The 20,016-nt window shown below is 44.2% G+C and carries 9 protein-coding genes and 1 CRISPR repeat array; of the genes, 7 read left to right on the top strand and 2 right to left on the bottom strand.

The genetic code is table 11. The features are described 5' to 3' along the window. Positions 1 to 26: 26 nt before the first annotated feature. The 7 genes from cas7e to VJY63_RS05265 all read left to right on the top strand — a co-directional run bounded on the left by cas7e (position 27) and on the right by VJY63_RS05265 (position 12,964). Positions 27 to 1,061, top strand: coding sequence for a type I-E CRISPR-associated protein Cas7/Cse4/CasC (cas7e, locus tag VJY63_RS05295; RefSeq protein ID WP_324048758.1), 1,035 nt, complete (start codon positions 27 to 29; stop codon positions 1,059 to 1,061). 13 nt (positions 1,062 to 1,074) lie between these two features. Beyond that, positions 1,075 to 1,809 carry a type I-E CRISPR-associated protein Cas5/CasD gene (gene cas5e, locus VJY63_RS05290; protein ID WP_324048756.1) on the top strand — a complete coding sequence of 245 codons (735 nt, stop codon included), beginning with the start codon at positions 1,075 to 1,077 and terminating at the stop codon, positions 1,807 to 1,809. Continuing rightward, positions 1,809 to 2,483, top strand: a complete 675-nt coding sequence (gene cas6e / locus VJY63_RS05285; protein ID WP_324048754.1) for a type I-E CRISPR-associated protein Cas6/Cse3/CasE — start codon at positions 1,809 to 1,811, stop codon at positions 2,481 to 2,483. The genes cas5e and cas6e overlap by 1 nt, the downstream gene beginning before the upstream one ends. Further along, positions 2,483 to 3,403 (top strand): type I-E CRISPR-associated endonuclease Cas1e, encoded by a 921-nt coding sequence (gene cas1e, locus VJY63_RS05280; RefSeq protein ID WP_324048752.1) that lies wholly within the window; start codon positions 2,483 to 2,485, stop codon positions 3,401 to 3,403. The genes cas6e and cas1e overlap by 1 nt, the downstream gene beginning before the upstream one ends. 11 nt (positions 3,404 to 3,414) lie before the next feature. Beyond that, entirely contained in the window at positions 3,415 to 3,711 is a 297-nt protein-coding gene (gene cas2e / locus VJY63_RS05275) for a type I-E CRISPR-associated endoribonuclease Cas2e (RefSeq protein ID WP_324048750.1), read from the top strand. Positions 3,712 to 3,799: 88 nt separating this feature from the next. Further along, positions 3,800 to 10,112: direct repeats of the CRISPR family, unit length 29 nt; unit sequence GTGTTCCCCGTAACCACGGGGCTAAACCG. A gap of 260 nt (positions 10,113 to 10,372) precedes the next feature. Next, on the top strand, positions 10,373 to 12,205 hold the full coding sequence (locus tag VJY63_RS05270; RefSeq protein WP_324048748.1) for an ATP-binding protein: 1,833 nt from the start codon (positions 10,373 to 10,375) through the stop codon (positions 12,203 to 12,205). Positions 12,206 to 12,235: 30 nt separating this feature from the next. After that, the gene (locus tag VJY63_RS05265) at positions 12,236 to 12,964 is read left to right on the top strand and encodes a response regulator transcription factor (RefSeq protein ID WP_324048746.1); all 729 of its coding nucleotides are present in this window, start codon (positions 12,236 to 12,238) and stop codon (positions 12,962 to 12,964) included. 48 nt (positions 12,965 to 13,012) lie between these two features. On the opposite strand, the gene VJY63_RS05260 is transcribed toward VJY63_RS05265, so the two are convergent. Beyond that, on the bottom strand, positions 13,013 to 14,653 hold the full coding sequence (locus VJY63_RS05260) for a ShlB/FhaC/HecB family hemolysin secretion/activation protein (RefSeq protein WP_324048744.1): 1,641 nt from the start codon (positions 14,651 to 14,653) through the stop codon (positions 13,013 to 13,015). Between the two features lie 34 nt (positions 14,654 to 14,687). Beyond that, positions 14,688 to 19,592 carry a filamentous hemagglutinin N-terminal domain-containing protein gene (locus tag VJY63_RS05255; RefSeq protein ID WP_324048742.1) on the bottom strand — a complete coding sequence of 1,635 codons (4,905 nt, stop codon included), beginning with the start codon at positions 19,590 to 19,592 and terminating at the stop codon, positions 14,688 to 14,690. Positions 19,593 to 20,016: the final 424 nt, after the last annotated feature.

Below are 20,016 nucleotides of genomic sequence, written 5' to 3'. Positions count from 1 at the left end.
GTTTAAATTAAAGAAAAGGAATGATTATGAGCCAATTTATTCAGCTGCACCTTTTAACGTCTTACGCACCTTCTAACCTTAACCGTGATGATTTAGGTCGCCCTAAAACTGCAAAAATGGGCGGTTTTGAACGCCTGCGTGTTAGCTCACAAAGCTTAAAGCGTAACTGGCGTATTTCTGAACTTTTTAAAGAAGCAATGGCCGGTCATATTGGCATTCGTACCAAGCGTTTTGGTGTTGAGGTTTATGAAGCCTTGTTAGCCGCAGATGTTAAAGAAAAGTCGGCAAAAGAATGGGCGGTTATGATTGCGGGTGTATTTGGTAAAGGTAAAAAAGATTCACTTGAAATTGAACAGCTAGCGCATATTAGCCCTGCTGAAAAAGCGGATACATTGGCGCTGATTAAGTTGTTGGCTGCTGAAAACAGAGTTCCTACTGAAGCCGAGTTAAAACTTCTTAAAGCGGATAGCACAGCAGTGGATATTGCATTATTTGGACGTATGTTGGCTTCTAGCCCTGCTTACAATGTTGAAGCGGCTTGCCAAGTTGCTCACGCTATCAGTGTTCATAGCGTTGTAGTGGAAGATGATTATTTTACTGCTGTTGATGATCTAAATGATGGAAAAATAGATTCCGGCTCTTCACACATAGGCGAATCAGGTTTTGCAGCCGCATTGTTTTATAGCTACATTTGCATTAATAAGTCGCAATTAATTGCAAACCTAGACGGTAATGAAGCATTGGCTAATCAGGCCATTCAAGCGTTAACCGAAGCGGCTGTAAAAATTTCACCTAAAGGAAAACAAAATAGCTTTGCTTCGCGTGCTTATGCCAGTTTTGTTTTAGCAGAAAAAGGTTCGCAACAACCACGCTCCCTTTCGGTTGCATTTTTAAAGCCTGTTGATGCAGAAGACCAAGCTACAACTGCGATTGAAGCTTTACAGTTGCAGGCTGAAAACTTTGATAAAGTTTACGGCGCTTGTGCTGATGAACGCTATACCATTAACGCTAACAAGGGTGAAGGTAGTTTTGATGAGTTAGCAAAATTCATTACGCAATAATGGAGGCGGCGTTATGAAGCCATATTTGGTTTTTCGGTTATATGGAGCTTTGGCTAGCTGGGGCGTGTCTGCTGTGGGTGGCGATAGGCCCACAGCAGTGCAACCCACCCGTTCTGCTTTACTAGGTTTATTGGCATCTGGTTTGGGTATTGAACGTGATAAGGAAGATGAACTACAAGCATTGCAACAAAGTGTGCAGCTAGCGGTTAAGCAAACCGTACCTAGCGCTTTAATGCGTGACTACCAAACAGCACAAGTGCCTACGCACAGTAATAAAATCAATCACTTAACGCGTAAGAGTGAGTTAGAAGTTGATAAGTTAAATACGGTTCTTTCAAGTCGAGATTACCGTTGCGATGCGGTTTGGATTGTGGCAGTTTCTTTAACTTCATCCGCTAGTTTTACCTTAGAGCAGCTACAGCAGGGCTTATTAAAGCCAGTTTATAGTTTGTACTTAGGGCGTAAATCTTGTCCGTTAGCTGTGCCAGTACAGCCTAAAATAATTGAAGTTGTTTTGCTTAAAGATGCTTTGGATACTGAATTTCCGCCATTAACTCGTTCAGAAAAAGAAGACAAGCTATGGCTGAATTCAAGCGGCTGGGTAACTTATTTTTGGGAAGGTGACAAACACGCCTTTGAATCCCAACAAATAATTACGACTCACCCTTGGGATGAACCAGTGAATAGGCAACGTTGGCAGTTTAAACAACGGTCTATGCACCAGCTATCAGTTAAGGAAGATGCTTAATGTTTTTATCAAAAGTAACCTTGCAGCGCACGGCTCAAGCAACAGGCGAGCTGGCTAAACTTATGAGTAATGGTGTCTATTCAGCACACCAATTACTGTGGAGTCTTTTTCGAGATAAAGAAGAGCGTGAATTTATTTTTCGAGAAGAGGTAGGACTAGGCGGTAGACCGGATTTTTTTGTTTTATCAACCTCAATGCCAACTGCTGATAATACGGTATTGCGTGTGCAAACCAAACAGTTTCAGCCACAACTGGTTAGCGGCCAACGCCTAGGGTTTAAATTGCGTGTAAACCCTACCGTTTGTATTACAGACAGTGGCGGCAAAAGCAGGCGACATGATGTGCTTATGCATGCCAAAAAACAGATGGCGGCTGGCGCGACTCAATCATCAACAGATTTAGCAATGGTGATGCAGCAAGCAGCCCATGCTTGGATTGCTGATGAACAGCGCTTAAAAAACTGGGGTGTTCAACTAGATGCTTTACCTGAAATGGTGAGTTATACACAACATAAAAGTAAAAAAATAACCGGACAGCAGGTGCAGTTTTCCAGCGTGGATTTTCAAGGTGTGCTTACCATAAATGAACCAAAAGCATTTTTAGCACAATATATAAAAGGATTTGGACGCGCTAAAGCTTTGGGCTGTGGGTTAATGCTGGTTAGACCAATTTAATGGCGTTTATCCCTTTAAGGCCTATCCCTATTAAAGATCGTAACTCCATGATTTTTATAGGCAAAGGTAATGTTGATGTAAGGGATGGTGCTTTTGTTGTGATTGATGAAGTACATGGTGAGCGAATGCACATTCCAGTGGGTTCTGTGGTGTGCATTATGCTTGAGCCTGGTATACGGATAAGTCATGCTGCGGTTAAGTTGGCAGCAACAACAGGCACTTTATTAATTTGGGTGGGTGATGCTGGTGTTCGGCTTTACTCTGCTGGTCAGCCAGGTGGTGCGCGTTCAGATAAATTACTCTACCAAGCAAAACTGGCTTTAGATGAGGATTTGCGTTTAAAAGTTGTGCGTAAAATGTTTGAAATTCGTTTCCAAGAAAATGCACCACAACGGCGCAGTGTTGACCAGTTACGTGGTATTGAAGGGGCGCGAGTAAGAGCGACTTATAAAATGTTGGCTAAACAATATGGTGTGCAGTGGAATGGGCGAAAGTATGACCCTAAAGATTGGGAAAAAGGTGATGTGATTAATCGCTGCATTAGTGCTGCCACTGCTTGTTTGTATGGTGTGACCGAAGCTGCCGTTTTAGCGGCAGGTTATGCTCCAGCCATCGGCTATTTGCATACGGGTAAGCCGTTATCTTTTGTGTACGATATAGCCGATTTAATTAAATTTGATACTGTTGTACCTGTAGCTTTCAAAATTGCGGCTAGGTATCCACTTGAACCTGATAGAGAGGTAAGAACTGCTTGCCGTGATGTTTTTCGTACCAGCAAAACATTACGTAATCTTATTCCTTTAATTGAAGAAGTGCTTGCTGCTGGCGAAATTACACCACCGCCACCGCCAGCTGATTCTCAACCACCTGCCTTACCAGAACCTGAAAGCATTGGCGATGAAGGACACCGTGTAGGTTAAAGGAGAAACTTATGAGTATGTTGGTTGTGGTGACTGAAGCAGTACCACCACGTTTGCGTGGTCGATTAGCCGTTTGGCTGCTTGAAATACGTGCTGGTGTGTATGTGGGTGATGTAAGTCGCCGGATTCGTGAAATGGTTTGGTATCAAGTTGAAGCTTTAGCCGAAGACGGCAATGTTGTTATGGCCTGGGGAACGAATACGGAATCTGGGTTTGATTTCATTACTTATGGTGAAAATCGAAGAATGCCTATTGATTTTGATGGCTTTAGGCTGGTTAAGTTTTTGCCAGATAGCGTAAATTTATAAGGAAGATAGCTCTTTAAAAAAGTGGATTTTTATTGGTATATTTTTGACTGATTAATTTCTTTAATTAAATCAAACGTGTACACTTAGAGTGTTCCCCGTAACCACGGGGCTAAACCGGACGGCCAGCCCTTTGTACCCATGCGCCCCATGTGTTCCCCGTAACCACGGGGCTAAACCGTTTTAGTTTTATTTACTAGACTAAATCTTATGGTGTTCCCCGTAACCACGGGGCTAAACCGGCTAAAAATTCAGGCCAAATAATCATTAGTTCGTGTTCCCCGTAACCACGGGGCTAAACCGTCTTTTATAGGTTTTACAGGCCAGCGGCTAGGGTGTTCCCCGTAACCACGGGGCTAAACCGAAAACTGAAAAAGTATCTATTGATGTAAGTCAGTGTTCCCCGTAACCACGGGGCTAAACCGTTCGAGCACCTTTAGATATGTGGGAGAAGCAAGTGTTCCCCGTAACCACGGGGCTAAACCGAGCGCCTAGCAGTTTTGCAGCGTGAAGAGCAAGTGTTCCCCGTAACCACGGGGCTAAACCGCATACTTAGTACCGCGCAACGGTGCTGTTTGCGTGTTCCCCGTAACCACGGGGCTAAACCGCCGGTCTGTAACGGATGCGTTTTTACGGCTCAGTGTTCCCCGTAACCACGGGGCTAAACCGAACTGCTCTTTTTGTCGCTCTATACCGTCTCGGTGTTCCCCGTAACCACGGGGCTAAACCGTAACGAACCGATGGAAGGCCCGATAGATGGTGGTGTTCCCCGTAACCACGGGGCTAAACCGGCAACGCAAATTAGCTAGAATTAGTGCCGATTGTGTTCCCCGTAACCACGGGGCTAAACCGAAAATACAGATATTATCGTTTTTAGACTAAATGTGTTCCCCGTAACCACGGGGCTAAACCGCTTTAACATTCAATCCACAGAGGGATTGGTTCGTGTTCCCCGTAACCACGGGGCTAAACCGCCAATGCAGCAGCCACAACAGCAGTACCAAGCGTGTTCCCCGTAACCACGGGGCTAAACCGCGTGTAGCGTGATACGTTTCCAACCTGCATTGGTGTTCCCCGTAACCACGGGGCTAAACCGGCATTCTTAGCTACCCTCACCTGTTCACACCAGTGTTCCCCGTAACCACGGGGCTAAACCGTGAATGAGTTAAACGCAGCCCAAACTATTACAGTGTTCCCCGTAACCACGGGGCTAAACCGAAATGATTTATAGCCGCCTGCAAATTCAACCTGTGTTCCCCGTAACCACGGGGCTAAACCGATGCGTTTCCAGCCAGCCTTGCGCCTTGATTCGTGTTCCCCGTAACCACGGGGCTAAACCGCATGAGTCATGTTCATTTTGTGGGCTTTACGCGTGTTCCCCGTAACCACGGGGCTAAACCGATATTCTTCAGATTGAAGACAGACTAATTACAGTGTTCCCCGTAACCACGGGGCTAAACCGAAACAGGTAGATGCCGGTAGTTGCGAGCTATGGTGTTCCCCGTAACCACGGGGCTAAACCGCTTGCATTAAATTCCCTACCGCTGCTGCTGTTGTGTTCCCCGTAACCACGGGGCTAAACCGCCAAATGCTTGAAACAGGTTAACTAAAACCGTGTGTTCCCCGTAACCACGGGGCTAAACCGGTGTGCAACTATGTTTGCTTGCAATGTATTTTGTGTTCCCCGTAACCACGGGGCTAAACCGTTAAACACGGCGGTCTAGTTTGCTTACTGACAGTGTTCCCCGTAACCACGGGGCTAAACCGCCTAAAGGTGCTGCGGTCAGGGAAACAGTGAAGTGTTCCCCGTAACCACGGGGCTAAACCGCCTATTAGGTTTTGGCGATATGATGTCGGGTGGTGTTCCCCGTAACCACGGGGCTAAACCGAAACTTTTGTTCTCCTTTATCCGTTAGTTTTTGTGTTCCCCGTAACCACGGGGCTAAACCGATGGGGGTATAAAGCCGCTCTTTACGGATGGTGTGTTCCCCGTAACCACGGGGCTAAACCGCGTGATGCTTCCCATTTTTGCCTGTTTCGGAAGTGTTCCCCGTAACCACGGGGCTAAACCGCAATCAGGATTGCGGTTAATCACATGCTAGATGTGTTCCCCGTAACCACGGGGCTAAACCGAATACAATCAGCAGATAAAAGACTTTGAAGAAGTGTTCCCCGTAACCACGGGGCTAAACCGGGTTACGAAGCAGCAGAAAAAACGGCGATTGAGTGTTCCCCGTAACCACGGGGCTAAACCGCTTTCTTTTTGGGCAACCAAGAGCCGTCTTTAGTGTTCCCCGTAACCACGGGGCTAAACCGGCGATTGGCGATCTAGGCTTTGATAACAATGAGTGTTCCCCGTAACCACGGGGCTAAACCGTTGCCGAGGTTTGGCGGCGAGATTGGCGACCAGTGTTCCCCGTAACCACGGGGCTAAACCGGGATCAGTCAGCAGTTTTTGCAATGAGTGTTAGTGTTCCCCGTAACCACGGGGCTAAACCGTAACAACTACCAGAAATAAAATAGCCATATAAGTGTTCCCCGTAACCACGGGGCTAAACCGCACCAAAGCTCTAGCGTTGGAGTTGGTTTTTCTGTGTTCCCCGTAACCACGGGGCTAAACCGGTTGGTTTGGTTGATGAGCCTATCGGTTTGTTGTGTTCCCCGTAACCACGGGGCTAAACCGGTCTTGAGCATCATCTTAATTTTCATCGTACGGTGTTCCCCGTAACCACGGGGCTAAACCGCCATGCAGTCATGGCAGCAGCCAGGTGCAGCAGTGTTCCCCGTAACCACGGGGCTAAACCGGGGGTCGTATTGTAAAAGCTAAAAAGAAATAAGTGTTCCCCGTAACCACGGGGCTAAACCGTGCTAGACCAGCTTGCCCGTGATTTACGCATTGTGTTCCCCGTAACCACGGGGCTAAACCGTTAGGTCACGAGTGCGACTTTTTAACAATTACGTGTTCCCCGTAACCACGGGGCTAAACCGTGCCTGCACTAGCTGAAGAAGCAAGGCAAGCGGTGTTCCCCGTAACCACGGGGCTAAACCGTCAAGCCCAAAGTCAAAAGCCAGATCAGCGCAGTGTTCCCCGTAACCACGGGGCTAAACCGGCGGGTCAATTCGATTTGATGGCAGATGATGCGTGTTCCCCGTAACCACGGGGCTAAACCGCGATAGGTGACGAAAAAACGCCAAGGGTTATCGTGTTCCCCGTAACCACGGGGCTAAACCGGAGCAATGCGGCAATGAAAGAAGTGGGTAAGAGTGTTCCCCGTAACCACGGGGCTAAACCGCTCATGCCTACGGTTTTCGGGGTTACTGGTTGGTGTTCCCCGTAACCACGGGGCTAAACCGCGTCAACGTGACGACATAGAGCGACCAAAAGAGTGTTCCCCGTAACCACGGGGCTAAACCGCAAATGCGGTAAAAATTCCGCTCGGGTCTAAAGTGTTCCCCGTAACCACGGGGCTAAACCGCCTAGCGCTTTGGCATGACGAAGAAGAAAAAAGTGTTCCCCGTAACCACGGGGCTAAACCGCCGATAGTCTCGCCAAGATCCGTTCGCCTTTTGTGTTCCCCGTAACCACGGGGCTAAACCGTCCAGGTTTGTTTTTGTAGCGACCGGTGCGCTGTGTTCCCCGTAACCACGGGGCTAAACCGCCGGTCAAATGGTAGTGCGGTGTACCAGATTGGTGTTCCCCGTAACCACGGGGCTAAACCGTACACACTACTTAGTACCATGGCTTCAACTTAGTGTTCCCCGTAACCACGGGGCTAAACCGTTTTGGCATAGGTAAAACCCCTTTTCGATCAAGTGTTCCCCGTAACCACGGGGCTAAACCGCTTCTTTAACGGATTTATGGGTTACCAGCTTGGTGTTCCCCGTAACCACGGGGCTAAACCGTCATCAGAAACTGGCTGATATTCAACCGCCGTGTGTTCCCCGTAACCACGGGGCTAAACCGCAACATCCCCGCCTGGGCTATTAATCTCTAAGGTGTTCCCCGTAACCACGGGGCTAAACCGCCAAACGGCAATCATCTAAACTGTAACCTCCCGTGTTCCCCGTAACCACGGGGCTAAACCGCGTGTGCCGTGTGTTGTTGCTGGGGTCGTCTTGTGTTCCCCGTAACCACGGGGCTAAACCGTGAAAACTATCGTAAAAGCAGGTTTAGCGACAGTGTTCCCCGTAACCACGGGGCTAAACCGCCTCTGCAAGTTCGTTCGCTCGCTGGGTTGTGGTGTTCCCCGTAACCACGGGGCTAAACCGCAGAGAACGGGAGCGAGAATATATACGCAGAAGTGTTCCCCGTAACCACGGGGCTAAACCGCCTTCACCATAGGCGGCATCCTGAGCGTTACTGTGTTCCCCGTAACCACGGGGCTAAACCGCGCTTAAATTGGCTGCTTGTCGCTCTTGTTCCGTGTTCCCCGTAACCACGGGGCTAAACCGGTGAACGCAGTCCGTCGGCTGAGTATTTGTCAGTGTTCCCCGTAACCACGGGGCTAAACCGCTATGTCGGCTTGTAAAAAATGCGCTTCCTTCGTGTTCCCCGTAACCACGGGGCTAAACCTCATTCAAATAGGTTGGCACAAACCGCAACAGAGTGTTCCCCGTAACCACGGGGCTAAACCGGCAACTCAACATGCGCGCTTCAACGGGGCGCTGTGTTCCCCGTAACCACGGGGCTAAACCGTTGTGCCTTTTTCATGGAGTGGTAACGAGCAGGTGTTCCCCGTAACCACGGGGCTAAACCGGCTAGCGGCGTTGTTCTGATAGGTTGCGTCTCGTGTTCCCCGTAACCACGGGGCTAAACCGCCCGGGCACTGCATGAATAAACCTGCGACGAAGTGTTCCCCGTAACCACGGGGCTAAACCGAGAGTTATGACGCTTTTATGCTGGTTGTCAAAGTGTTCCCCGTAACCACGGGGCTAAACCGCTGCTCAATCAGGCTTTGTTTTCGGCTTTGCAGTGTTCCCCGTAACCACGGGGCTAAACCTGCCAGATTTCCAGCCTGTTCTGTAATCCAGCCGTGTTCCCCGTAACCACGGGGCTAAACCGCCTGTTAAAGCGCAATTTGGCAGCTTTTATAGGTGTTCCCCGTAACCACGGGGCTAAACCGAGTGAGAGAGAGTGCCATCTACTGTCTAGTAGGTGTTCCCCGTAACCACGGGGCTAAACCGGCATATATGTTGTCGCTTAATATCTCAGCTAAGTGTTCCCCGTAACCACGGGGCTAAACCGCGACTTAAATATCGCTTATCCAAACGGATCAAGTGTTCCCCGTAACCACGGGGCTAAACCGCTATTAACGTCTATGTCAGAGACCGCAAAATAGTGTTCCCCGTAACCACGGGGCTAAACCGCTGATGCTACTGAGGCGGCTAAAAAGGCTGCTGTGTTCCCCGTAACCACGGGGCTAAACCGGGGGTTTTGCAGCAGAGCATGAATCGACTCTCGTGTTCCCCGTAACCACGGGGCTAAACCGCATTTCTTGACCCTGATATTCTGGGGCTTTATGTGTTCCCCGTAACCACGGGGCTAAACCGCCGCCTTTATGTATATCTGGATGTTGGGAATAGTGTTCCCCGTAACCACGGGGCTAAACCGCTTAATAAGGCTTTGGTTTTATCTCTATCGCCGTGTTCCCCGTAACCACGGGGCTAAACCGGTAGTAGCAGTGTAAAGCGGTGTCACCAATAAGTGTTCCCCGTAACCACGGGGCTAAACCGATGAATGTTAAATATGATCACGAAAATAAAGAGTGTTCCCCGTAACCACGGGGCTAAACCGCACAAACAGCAGCTTAAACAGCTTAAACAGCCGTGTTCCCCGTAACCACGGGGCTAAACCGCAGAAAACAAAGCAGCAGATGAAGCAGCCCAGGTGTTCCCCGTAACCACGGGGCTAAACCGGGTTAGAGGGGTATAGAGGGTCTATACTATAGGTGTTCCCCGTAACCACGGGGCTAAACCGTCAAAACAGCTACGTTTTTTCTGGCTGATGGAGTGTTCCCCGTAACCACGGGGCTAAACCGTAAAAGCAGTTAAAAATGACTATGTTGCACATGTGTTCCCCGTAACCACGGGGCTAAACCGTAATTTGTCGTGCTTATTTATTGCAAGTTTATGTGTTCCCCGTAACCACGGGGCTAAACCGGTTCTGAAGTTGAATATATGCTTTCTAAAGGTGTGTTCCCCGTAACCACGGGGCTAAACCGCCTTTTTGTCGTGTTGGATAGTCAGCAAGAAAGTGTTCCCCGTAACCACGGGGCTAAACCGATGCAAAACGGTGGGATGACACCTTCATGTATGTGTTCCCCGTAACCACGGGGCTAAACCGCAGTCATGGCGCTAACCATGTGGGGTAACAAGGTGTTCCCCGTAACCACGGGGCTAAACCGTGTGGATTCCCGTATCGAATGCTAGATATATGAAAAGTCCACTACCGCATAGGCAGCTCAGAAATCCGTAGTAACAGGCTTCATTCTGCTATTTTATTAGCTTTAAAGCATCTAAACTAACCACCAAATTAGTCGATGAATAATGGCAGTTTTTAGGTGCAAAGGCTTGAGGTTTAATTTTGTTTATAAATGCATTTAGGTGGTTTTTTTTACTGAGCTTACTGTTTTTTTCAGCTCAAACCTTTGCCGCACCTGTTTTTGTGGGAAAAGATGTAGCTTATCAGTTGTATATTGATAATGAACATCAGCTAGACTTTGAAGGGTTTAGAGAGCGTGTTAAACAGGGTGATTTGCAAATACAGCATAAACCCTTGTCTAGGGGCTATGTTCGGCCTACTTTTTGGCTGCATTGGGTTTTTCCTGCCGAACACTTTGTTAACCAAGACCAGTTACTGCTGATTACCCCTAACTTTGTTGATGAAGTAACTATTTATTATCGACCAGTGGGTGATTCTGCTGCTGAATGGGTTAAGCGAGAAGCTGGCGATATTACGCCTGGAATAAGAGGGGATTTAGACTACCGCTTCCCTGTATTCAAAATTCCACAAACACAATCACCGCATTTAGGCTATGAGTTTGTGGTGCGTATCAAAACAATTAGTACGGTAATTTTTGAAGCCAGTTTGTGGCAACCCCAAGCGTTTGTAGAGTACACGGCTAAACAAACCAGTTATTTAAGCTTTTATTTGGGCTTGGCTGCTATCTCAACTTTTTTAGCCGTTGTTTTAGCTTTTATTATACGATCTAGACTACTCTGGGCTGTTACGGGCTATTCGTCTGTCTACGTTCTTATTGCCTCTATCCAAGGCTATGTAACTTGGCTATTGCCCAATATTAACTTTCCATTACAACATTATTTAACGAATATTGCCTCGCTAGTTTCTTATGCATTTTTAATCTGGGTAAGTGTTGAAGCTTTAAATCTTAAAACCTATTTACCTAAAATTTATAAATTTATGTTGGGTTTTATGTTGTTAGTTATTTCTCAGGTAGTATTAATACCTTTAGACCTTTATGGTAAGGGTTTTGAATTTCAAGGTATTATTTATTTAATAATTGCAATTATATTTTTTATTAGCTTTTTTTATGTTTGGCATAAAGAAAGATATCGACCACTAACTTTACTGCTTAGTCTAAGTCCTTTTATTTGTTTTTTAGCTAGCTTTTTATCCTTAGCGATTCTTTTAGGTTGGATTAGTTATGACCGGCGTATTTACTTAATTTGGCAATATGCACCTATTTTTAATACACTTTTAGTCACCGTATTGGCAGTTATGCGTTCTTATGAAGAAAAAGGTCTACGCCAAGAGCATTTGTTAATGAAGCGAGAGTTGCAGATTGAACGTGAAGCCGGTTTTCATCAGCGGCAATTTATGGGCATGGTTTCACATGAATTTCGTACGCCACTGAGTATCATTTCTATGGCATTACAAAATTTACACCTTGTAGAACAACCTAACCAGCAAATAAAACAGCGTTATAAGCGCATTCAAAGGGCTACAGAGCGCCTAGTACAACTAACAGACAACTGTTTAGCCGATTCACGCATTTCTGCCAAGGCATTGCACCTAGAAAAAGAGCCAGTTAATTGGGGGCAGCTTTTAGAAGAATCGACAGCACTGGCTTCTTTTTCTGAACAACATAAATTAGTGATAACGTTTGATGGGCAGTTAAGTTATTTTAGTAAGTTAACTAGCTACTCATTTAATGGAGATAAAGCACTATTACAAATTGCTTTATCTAATTTGGTTGATAATGCTGTAAAACATACCCCTAAAGGTGAAATATGCCTAGATTTAAGTATTCAGTATGAAGGGTATGTTTTAACCATTACAGATCAAGGTAAGGGTGTTGCACCTGAAATGGTTGAGCAGCTTTTTGAGCGCTATCAACACAAGTCTTCATCAACTATTAAAAGCTATGGATTAGGCTTATTTGTAGCACATGAGATAATAGAAGCCCATGCTGGTTGTTTGGAATTAATTAAAAACACCCGCCAAGGCTGCTCTTTTCAACTCAAGCTACCATTATAAATTTTTTTATTGCTCGAATAGGAGAAAATAATGCTAAAAAAACCTACCTTAGCTATCATTGAAGATAATTTAGATTTACAAGAAGAGTTGAGTTTTTTTCTTGAAGCCAAGGGTTACAACTGCTGGTTCGCTGCTAGTGCTGAGGAGTTCTGGAAAGAACTGCACCTACAAAAAGCAGATATATTTTTAATTGATATTGGCCTACCTGGTGAAGATGGTTTTAGTCTTATTAAACACTTAATTAGATTGGGTGACTTTGGTTTAATTGTTATTACAGCCAGAGGTGGTAAGCAAGATTATCTACAAGGGCTTAGCTTAGGTGCAGACCTTTATTTAGTTAAGCCAGTTAATTTTTCTGATTTGAACGATAAGCTAGAAAGTTTGTGGCAGCGGATGCAAGTTGCTAGACAGGAAGCAAGCTTAGAAACATCAGAAAACTTTGCAGTTGATTATAAAGAAAATGATAAAAGAGGTTGGCTATTAGATAAAGTAGATTGTTGTTTAGTTGAACCTAAAGGATGTAAGTTAGATTTAACACAACAAGAAAAAGATTTACTGGAACTTTTATTACAACAACCTAATCAAATTATTAGTCGATCTTACATTAATGACACCTTATTTAAACACTTGGAAAATAATGATGTACATAGAGTTGATGTTATTGTTAGTCGTTTAAGAAAAAAAGCTAAAGCTTGGGAGTTTTATTTACCACTAAGGTCTGTTTTTGGTAAAGGTTTGGCTTTTATAATAAATGAATAAAAAAACCAGCCTCAAGTTTTCTTGAGGCTGGTTAAGTTTAGCTAGTATTTAAAAGTTAAACCGCCCACTGAACCATAAGCGCGGGTCGTTACCCTTGCTATCTGCTTGTGAATCACCGCCTGAAAGCGACCAAGCAAGGCTGGCATCCAATTGCAAAGCAGACCACTGATAGCTACTGCCTAAACCAGCGCCTGATACACGGCGTTTGCCATTGTTGGTATCGCCACGGCTGCTTTGCCCAGCATCCACAAACGCATAAGGCGTTAGCCCAAAAGGTGTGGCATAACGGGTTTCTAATTGCGCCACTAGGCCACGGCTGTCAGAGCCTTCAGAAGTAGGGTAAGCACGCACGCCTTGTGGCCCGCCTAGTGAAAAGCTTTCTGAGCCGTCTAATGTTTTTTGATCGGCCCATTGTGCATTAATTTTGGTAATCAATGTCCAGCGTGTAGCTAAGTTTTGCATGCGAATTACTTGCAAGTTTAGCTTGGTAAAACTTTGGTCGCTAGAAACTGCAGCGCTTTGGTCTATGTCTAACTGCCCTGGTGTTAAAATTAACTGCCCATAGGTTAAACCGCCGCCGGCAAACGCATCACGCTTATCAAAGTTGAGTTGCAGCGGTAAAGCATGACTAGCAGTGGCTTTGTTATAGCCAGCAACGCCTTTATCATCTAAGTCTTTGTATTGGTAAGTTGCCTGTATTGAAAGGTTAGCCTGTTGGCTACGAATTAGTGGATAACTTAACCCAGCACTCGTTACTGCTGCGGTGCCTTCATAGCCTTTAAAACCTTTGCCAAGGGTGTAATCAGTATAGGAATGCCCCAAATTAGCTGTTAAGCCTGAAGCGCCCACCGGCAGGCTGTATTGAATACCACCTAGCCAAGTTTGTTCACTGGAATATAGCCAAGAAAAATTCAGCTGATCACCCACGGTAAACAAGCGATTGGCCTTTAAATTACCCGTGGCACGGTAAGCCCCTGAAAAACGGCTACCGTGGTTGTCAAAACCAACATCCCCTGAAAAACGCTGAGTTGCAGTTACAGCCACGTCTAAATCACCCGTACCTTGGGCGCTACCTGGGCGCACCACGGGGGTGGCCTGCATTCCAGGTAAGTCATTTAAAATTAATAAACTGCGTTCAAGTGGTACAGAAGCAATAATTTCTGTTGGCTTTAAATTGGCTAAAAAGCCTTGCGCGGTGGCGGCTAGTTTTTCATCACCACTGTCGCTTCTTGCTTCAACCTGACCATAGCGCCCTTCAACTACTTGAATAGTTAGCTGGCCTTGTTTCATGGCTTGGGCAGGAATTAATGCCCGTGCAAAAGGGTAGCCACTGGCACGGTAAAAGTTAGTGATTTGTTCGGCTAGGTTACGCAAGCCTGCTAAATCTTGGGGGCTTTCTAAAGCCGTTTCTAGCTGGGCTAACAATACTTCATCTGAAAATAAGGTATTACCACTTAAAATAACCTGCGTTAAAGCCACCGTTTGCCCGCCGGGTTGAGTGGTTTGCCCAGCATCGCTAGGCAGTTGTAGCTGAATATCTGACTTTTTAGGTGCGCTAAGCTGTGGCTGGTTTTGTTGCAAAATTTGCCCAGCGCCCAAGGGCGGCTCTTGAGCAAGTGCTGAATTAGCACCCAGCATCGCCAAGGCAAAAACTGACAAGGGTAGTAATTTAAAGTGGCTGAGTTGCATGGTAGGCTCCTTAATTTTGTAGAATAACTTAAAATTACTGTTCGTCATTGGCTAAACCATCCACGTTAAGACCACCTTGGATTACAAACACCTGAACAAGCGAGTTTGCATCTATACCTGAACCAGTGGCTTGTTCATTTACCCCATCAGTGTCATCTACCTCAACCAATTCCAAGTTACCAGATTGTTGTATCCCGCTAGTTCCATCTGTATTGGGATTGCTATTATTAACAGCATTGCCATTCACTGGCGGTAAACTATTGCTTCTAGTGTTGTTAGCCGATGTAAAAGTATTGTTGTTAACTTGTTGAATATTAGCAATTACCTGTTGAACCGGCTTGTTCGAAGGAGCAGGCGGTTCAGTAGGTGCAACCGGAACAACTGGCTTATCAGGCTCTGGCTTTGGATCTGGCTTTGGATCTGGCTTCGGATCTGGCTTTGGATCTGGCTTTGGATCTGGCTTTGGCACTACAGCTGCCGCAGCGATGGTTAGCTTGCCTGCTTCAAAAGTAATGGCATAGTTAGGGTCATTAACTGAACCTTGTTGAATGGCATAATCTCCCACGCTTTCACCTGCTTCACGGCTTAATGCACCGTTTAAACTTTCACCAGTTACCAAGCCGCAATTGCTTGAAAGCGAACCGCAGCTAGTTTTAAAAGTGAGCGCTGGGTCTGCAATACTTTCATTTTTGTTAAAGCTATCTGCTGTAACGGTAATGGGACGAGGAGTGATATTGGCAGTTAAGTCATCGCTATTTAAGGTGTAGTTACTAGCATCAGCACCGGTTAGGCTAAGGCCACTTACCTCTATAGCTTTATCTTGCCCTACATTTTTATCAGTAAAGCTGCTGCTTGCGGTTCCTAAAATTTCTACCATGTCGCCAGTTAACCCGCTGACTGTTGCTGTGCCACTAAACACAAGGTTTGTAGTGCCGTCATACACTTTGTTATCGTAGGTTAGGCCGCTAATAGTAATTTTCTTTTTATCAATGGTTAACTCATTGTTTATTTCACTATATTTTATAAGGTAGCCTAACTTGTTACTAAGTCCATCCTTGTATTTTATATCGTACGTTCCTGCTTTATAATTATTACTAGTAGATTTTGTTGCATCTATTTCAAAGTTTGCAGTGCCTTCTAAAATAGAAGCAGTCTCACCATTAACGTAACCGCTGCTGATGTAGTCTAAGCTTGGCAATGCATCTCCATAAGTTATATTTTTTTCATTAGGCTTAATCGTTACTATTGGCTGCTCTCTATAAATAAGGTATGAGCCATCGCTTAGTGCACTAGTATAACCATTACTAGATTCATCTGAATTGTATCTGAATCTATTGGATCCACTTCCTATCAATGTTGCTAGTGCGGTGCTGCCATCAATACTGCCTGTATAAAATGTTGACCTTCCATTAACTCCAGTTATTATTGATCCGTTTTTATAAACAATGTCTCCACCTGTTTTTGTGCCGTGATCTATATCTAACCCCGAGTTTAATGTAATTGCAGTATCTGTTGTTGCGTCTGATTTTATCTTATTATCAATTATTAAGTCTCCATTGCTGACTGATATTTTTATATTTTCTAATGAGCTTATTCCATCGATTCCATTAACACTGCCAATTGTTAGCTCTTGTGCATTTAAAAAATCTAAGTTTTTTACATTTGCAGCCAAGGTTTTTATTTTATTTTTTTGATCGAAAAAAACACTCGCATTGGATGCATTGATTGAAAGATTGTCTACATTTAAAATTCCTGAATTGTTGACATTGTTGCCAGTTGTTATTACAGTTAGGGTTTTGTTTTCTGCAATACTTATATTACCTAAAGTTACCTTGTTTTTTGAAATAACTTCAGTGTGTTGATTGAAACTATAGTTATCTAATACTAAGTCACCTGTTTTTTCTGATCCAAAAACCAATTTACTGAAATTAGGACTAAAAAGGCCATCAGTACCAAACATTGAACTAGGGTTGAACCAAGCTGTACTTGTATCTACTGGTGTAGAGCTTTGAATATAGAGTGCTTTATTTTCTGTTTTAGGTGCAAGAGTTAATATACCACTACTTTGTATTTTACTTGAAGAAAAAGTACCACTTCCAAAGACTTGATTTGCTTTTATAGTGTCTGCAATTATATTTATATTACTACTAGAGGAAGTTACAGGAGAAGCTATACCAAAACCACTAGGTAATGAATCTATATATCCTATAGTGTTGTTGTTTACAACATCAGCGTAAGTAGAAACATTTCCTTTTTCTCCAGTTATAGTTATATCACCACTATTGGCTAAAACAAAAGCATTAGGTTCTAAGTGCACTCCACCAGCATGAGTTATAACATTTCTTCCATATCCTTCTAGGTATATATTTCCTCCACTTGTTGCTGCGAGTAAAATTCCACTATCACTAGTTCCCCAAAGAAAAGTTCCCCAACCGTTTGTTGATGTTCCAGTTCTTGCATCCCCATAAAACTTAATTGCATCTCCTGAAGTAGCAGAAGATAAAATTTTTGTATAGCCTTTAAAATTAGTTTCAATAGCATTACTCGAGCCATTTCTCCCTTGCGCTACTCCTACGAAAGAAATTTTTCCTGTTCCGGCATCAATTGTATTACTTCCATGTAATCTAATTCCATTTGCATTTGTAGTAGCAGAGTCATCTGAAGAATTATATGATTCATAATATTCAGCACCTTTACCCCTAAGTGTTATATCTCCACCATTTGTTGTTATAGTTGCTGAATCGATTGTGATACCATTTCCATGCACATTATCCATACCCTGAGCATAACCAGTTGCTATATCCAAGCCGCCTGAAAAAGTTAAAAATCCACCATTTGTATTTATTGTCGCGCCTTGAGAAGCATTACTTTTTAACCATATAACCCCACCGTTTGTTTCATTGCTGTTTGATTGAAATATAGTATTAAGTGCTCCACTAGTAGATTCTATTTTAAAACCTTTTTCCATAACTATATGGTCTGTTGCTTTAAGTGTTAGATTTGAATTAGCACTTCCAGATTTATTTATTTGTCCTTTGTCTAAATTAATTCTTCCAGTAGCATTTGCGTTCACAGAGCCTGAACCTGTTATATTTATAGCACTTCCTACGGTTGAAAAATTAATTCCATTTGATCCTTTACCTTTTGTGCCATTTAGTGTAAGTGTTCCATTTTCTATATTTATGATACCTGTTGTTCCAGAAACTGCAGTATCTCCTAACGCTATACCGTCAGAATATGTATGACTAACTCCATTAATAGATATATCTCCACTACCTTGTGTAGAAATAGAACCACTTATATTTACTCCTCTACTAGCTATAGATGTATGTCCTTCTCCCTTAATAGTTATATTTCCACCTTGAGCATCAAGAGAACCATTGATAGATACCCCTCTTGTAATGGCATTTCCTTCAACTGTATTTCCTCTTCCATCATAATATGAATAGCCTGACAGAGGGTCTAATCCCCCACCAATAGTGATATTGCCACCGTTAGTATTTATACTTGACCCTACAGGCACCCAAACAGAACCACTTCGATATGCATTCGTATCTACTGCAGTATCACCCGCTCGGCTCCAAAGCACTACATTTAATGAAGCATTTGAACTATCAATGCTTCCTACAGTAGAAAATGTACTGCTGCTATTGCCTCCATATCCATCTGCAAAAACGATACTACTATAGGCTTTAAGAGTTAAGGTGCTTTCATTTGCACCTGTATAATTAATATTTGAAGCTACAAATATATCTCCTCTAGTTCCGCTTTGACTACTTGAAGTATCAGGAGTATTTGTTCCATCTGTTTCAATAGTAACATTGCCACTTTCAAGTGCAGTTCCAATAGCCGCTGCTAAAGTAGCATCAATCGTTATATCGAAAGGATCAATTAACCATTCACCTGCTTTAATTTGGGTGTTTTCTTTAACTTCAAATTTAGCTGCACTGGTTTCGATAAATCCACCTTTACCACTAATAGATGCGCTAGCATCTAAAGTGCCTGCCACTTGCACTGTGCCACTATCCATATCGCCCATTAGCATAATCGTGCCGTCTTCACCGCTAGCGAGGGTTTGTGCCTGGGTGATGCCGGTGTGGTTAATCACGCTGCTGGTGAGTGTATTAGCAGCTTTAGCGGTTAAGTAAACGGTACCGCCATCGGCTTTTATTGCGCCGCCTTGTTCTATGTAAGTTTCAAGCTCTGACGCTTCAACTTCAATTTTAACCGGGCCGCCTAGGTCTAATACAACTTTGCTACCTGCGCCCATTAAGGTGTTGCCTTTTGGAGTGCTAATACTGCCGGTGTTAATAATTTTGGCGGCAATAAACGCTACTGTGCCACCGTTTAAGGTTTGAATATTGCCTTGGTTAATGACCGCATTGCTGCTGTTGCCTTCAAAACGGTAATTACCATCCATAAAGTTTTGATTGGTAATGTTTAAAGTAGAAGCCACCAAAGAACCCACATCCACCCGTGCGCTGGGGCTAAATAGAATGCCGTTGGGGTTAACTAAAAACACTTGGCCGTTGGCATTTAATGCACCACGAATATTGGAAACTTGATCGCCTAACACGCGGTTTAGCGCAGCGGCTTGGGCGTTGGGCTGTACAAAGTTTACGCTGGCATCTTTACCAATAGAGAAGCTTTGCCAATCTACCACCATAGTTTGGCTAGTTTGGTTGATGGTCATATTTTGACCATTGCTGATAATTTGCCCGTTACCGGCAGTAACCTGGCCGCCTGTTGGTAGGTTATTGGCTAAAGCAAAGGAGGGGAGGGCGATCATTAGTAAACTGCCCGCAGCTAGCTGGGGTAAGGAACGCAGGCGTTGGCCTTTGCTGGCGGTGGTTGCTTTACCATTGCTAGATGCACATTCAGAAACGGCTTGCCAAACTTGGCGGGTTTTATTCCAAACAACCTTATAAATAGCATTCATATAACACCTCAACTTCAGCTTTACGGTTTTTAACAAAACTTACGATTAGGCTTAGTTTGAAGTGTTTTTTTTGTGGGTGTCAGTCTCAAAACTCTCAAAAGTCACAAGAAATAACATAGATGAGGGTGTTTTTTTTGCTTTGTTACAAAACTTTTTTTGTGAAGTGTTAATTTGTCGCTCACATTACCAAAGCGAGCGATTAAGCCTTTACTACGACACTTAATCAGTCAGTCTGTGTTTATCAAAATCGCGTAAGACCTCGTACTTTGAGTGCGAGTATGGGTAGCGAGGGTTGCGTAAGCAGCCCCTTAATAGGTCGCTAAAGTCTTTGCAGCATAGATTAACACTGGTAGTGTATACAGCATGATAAAACACACCAAGACATTAAAAGTTCGAGTACGCGATAAACATAAAGCTTTGCTTA

Source organism: Marinospirillum sp., from assembly GCF_035271045.1.
In the GTDB taxonomy this organism is placed as follows: domain Bacteria; phylum Pseudomonadota; class Gammaproteobacteria; order Pseudomonadales; family Halomonadaceae; genus Marinospirillum.
Note: the sequence above shows the minus strand (reverse complement) of the source record. Positions and strands in the feature narration are given on the sequence as shown.

What these genes read in the sequence shown, in the direction of transcription:
- cas5e (WP_324048756.1), top strand. Translation starts at nt 1,075, where the DNA reads ATGAAGCCATATTTGGTTTTTCGGTTATATGGAGCTTTGGCTAGCTGG.
- VJY63_RS05265 (WP_324048746.1), top strand. Translation starts at nt 12,236, where the DNA reads ATGCTAAAAAAACCTACCTTAGCTATCATTGAAGATAATTTAGATTTA.
- VJY63_RS05260 (WP_324048744.1), bottom strand. Translation starts at nt 14,653, where the DNA reads ATGCAACTCAGCCACTTTAAATTACTACCCTTGTCAGTTTTTGCCTTG.
- cas1e (WP_324048752.1), top strand. Translation starts at nt 2,483, where the DNA reads ATGGCGTTTATCCCTTTAAGGCCTATCCCTATTAAAGATCGTAACTCC.
- VJY63_RS05255 (WP_324048742.1), bottom strand. Translation starts at nt 19,592, where the DNA reads ATGAATGCTATTTATAAGGTTGTTTGGAATAAAACCCGCCAAGTTTGG.
- cas7e (WP_324048758.1), top strand. Translation starts at nt 27, where the DNA reads ATGAGCCAATTTATTCAGCTGCACCTTTTAACGTCTTACGCACCTTCT.
- cas2e (WP_324048750.1), top strand. Translation starts at nt 3,415, where the DNA reads ATGAGTATGTTGGTTGTGGTGACTGAAGCAGTACCACCACGTTTGCGT.
- cas6e (WP_324048754.1), top strand. Translation starts at nt 1,809, where the DNA reads ATGTTTTTATCAAAAGTAACCTTGCAGCGCACGGCTCAAGCAACAGGC.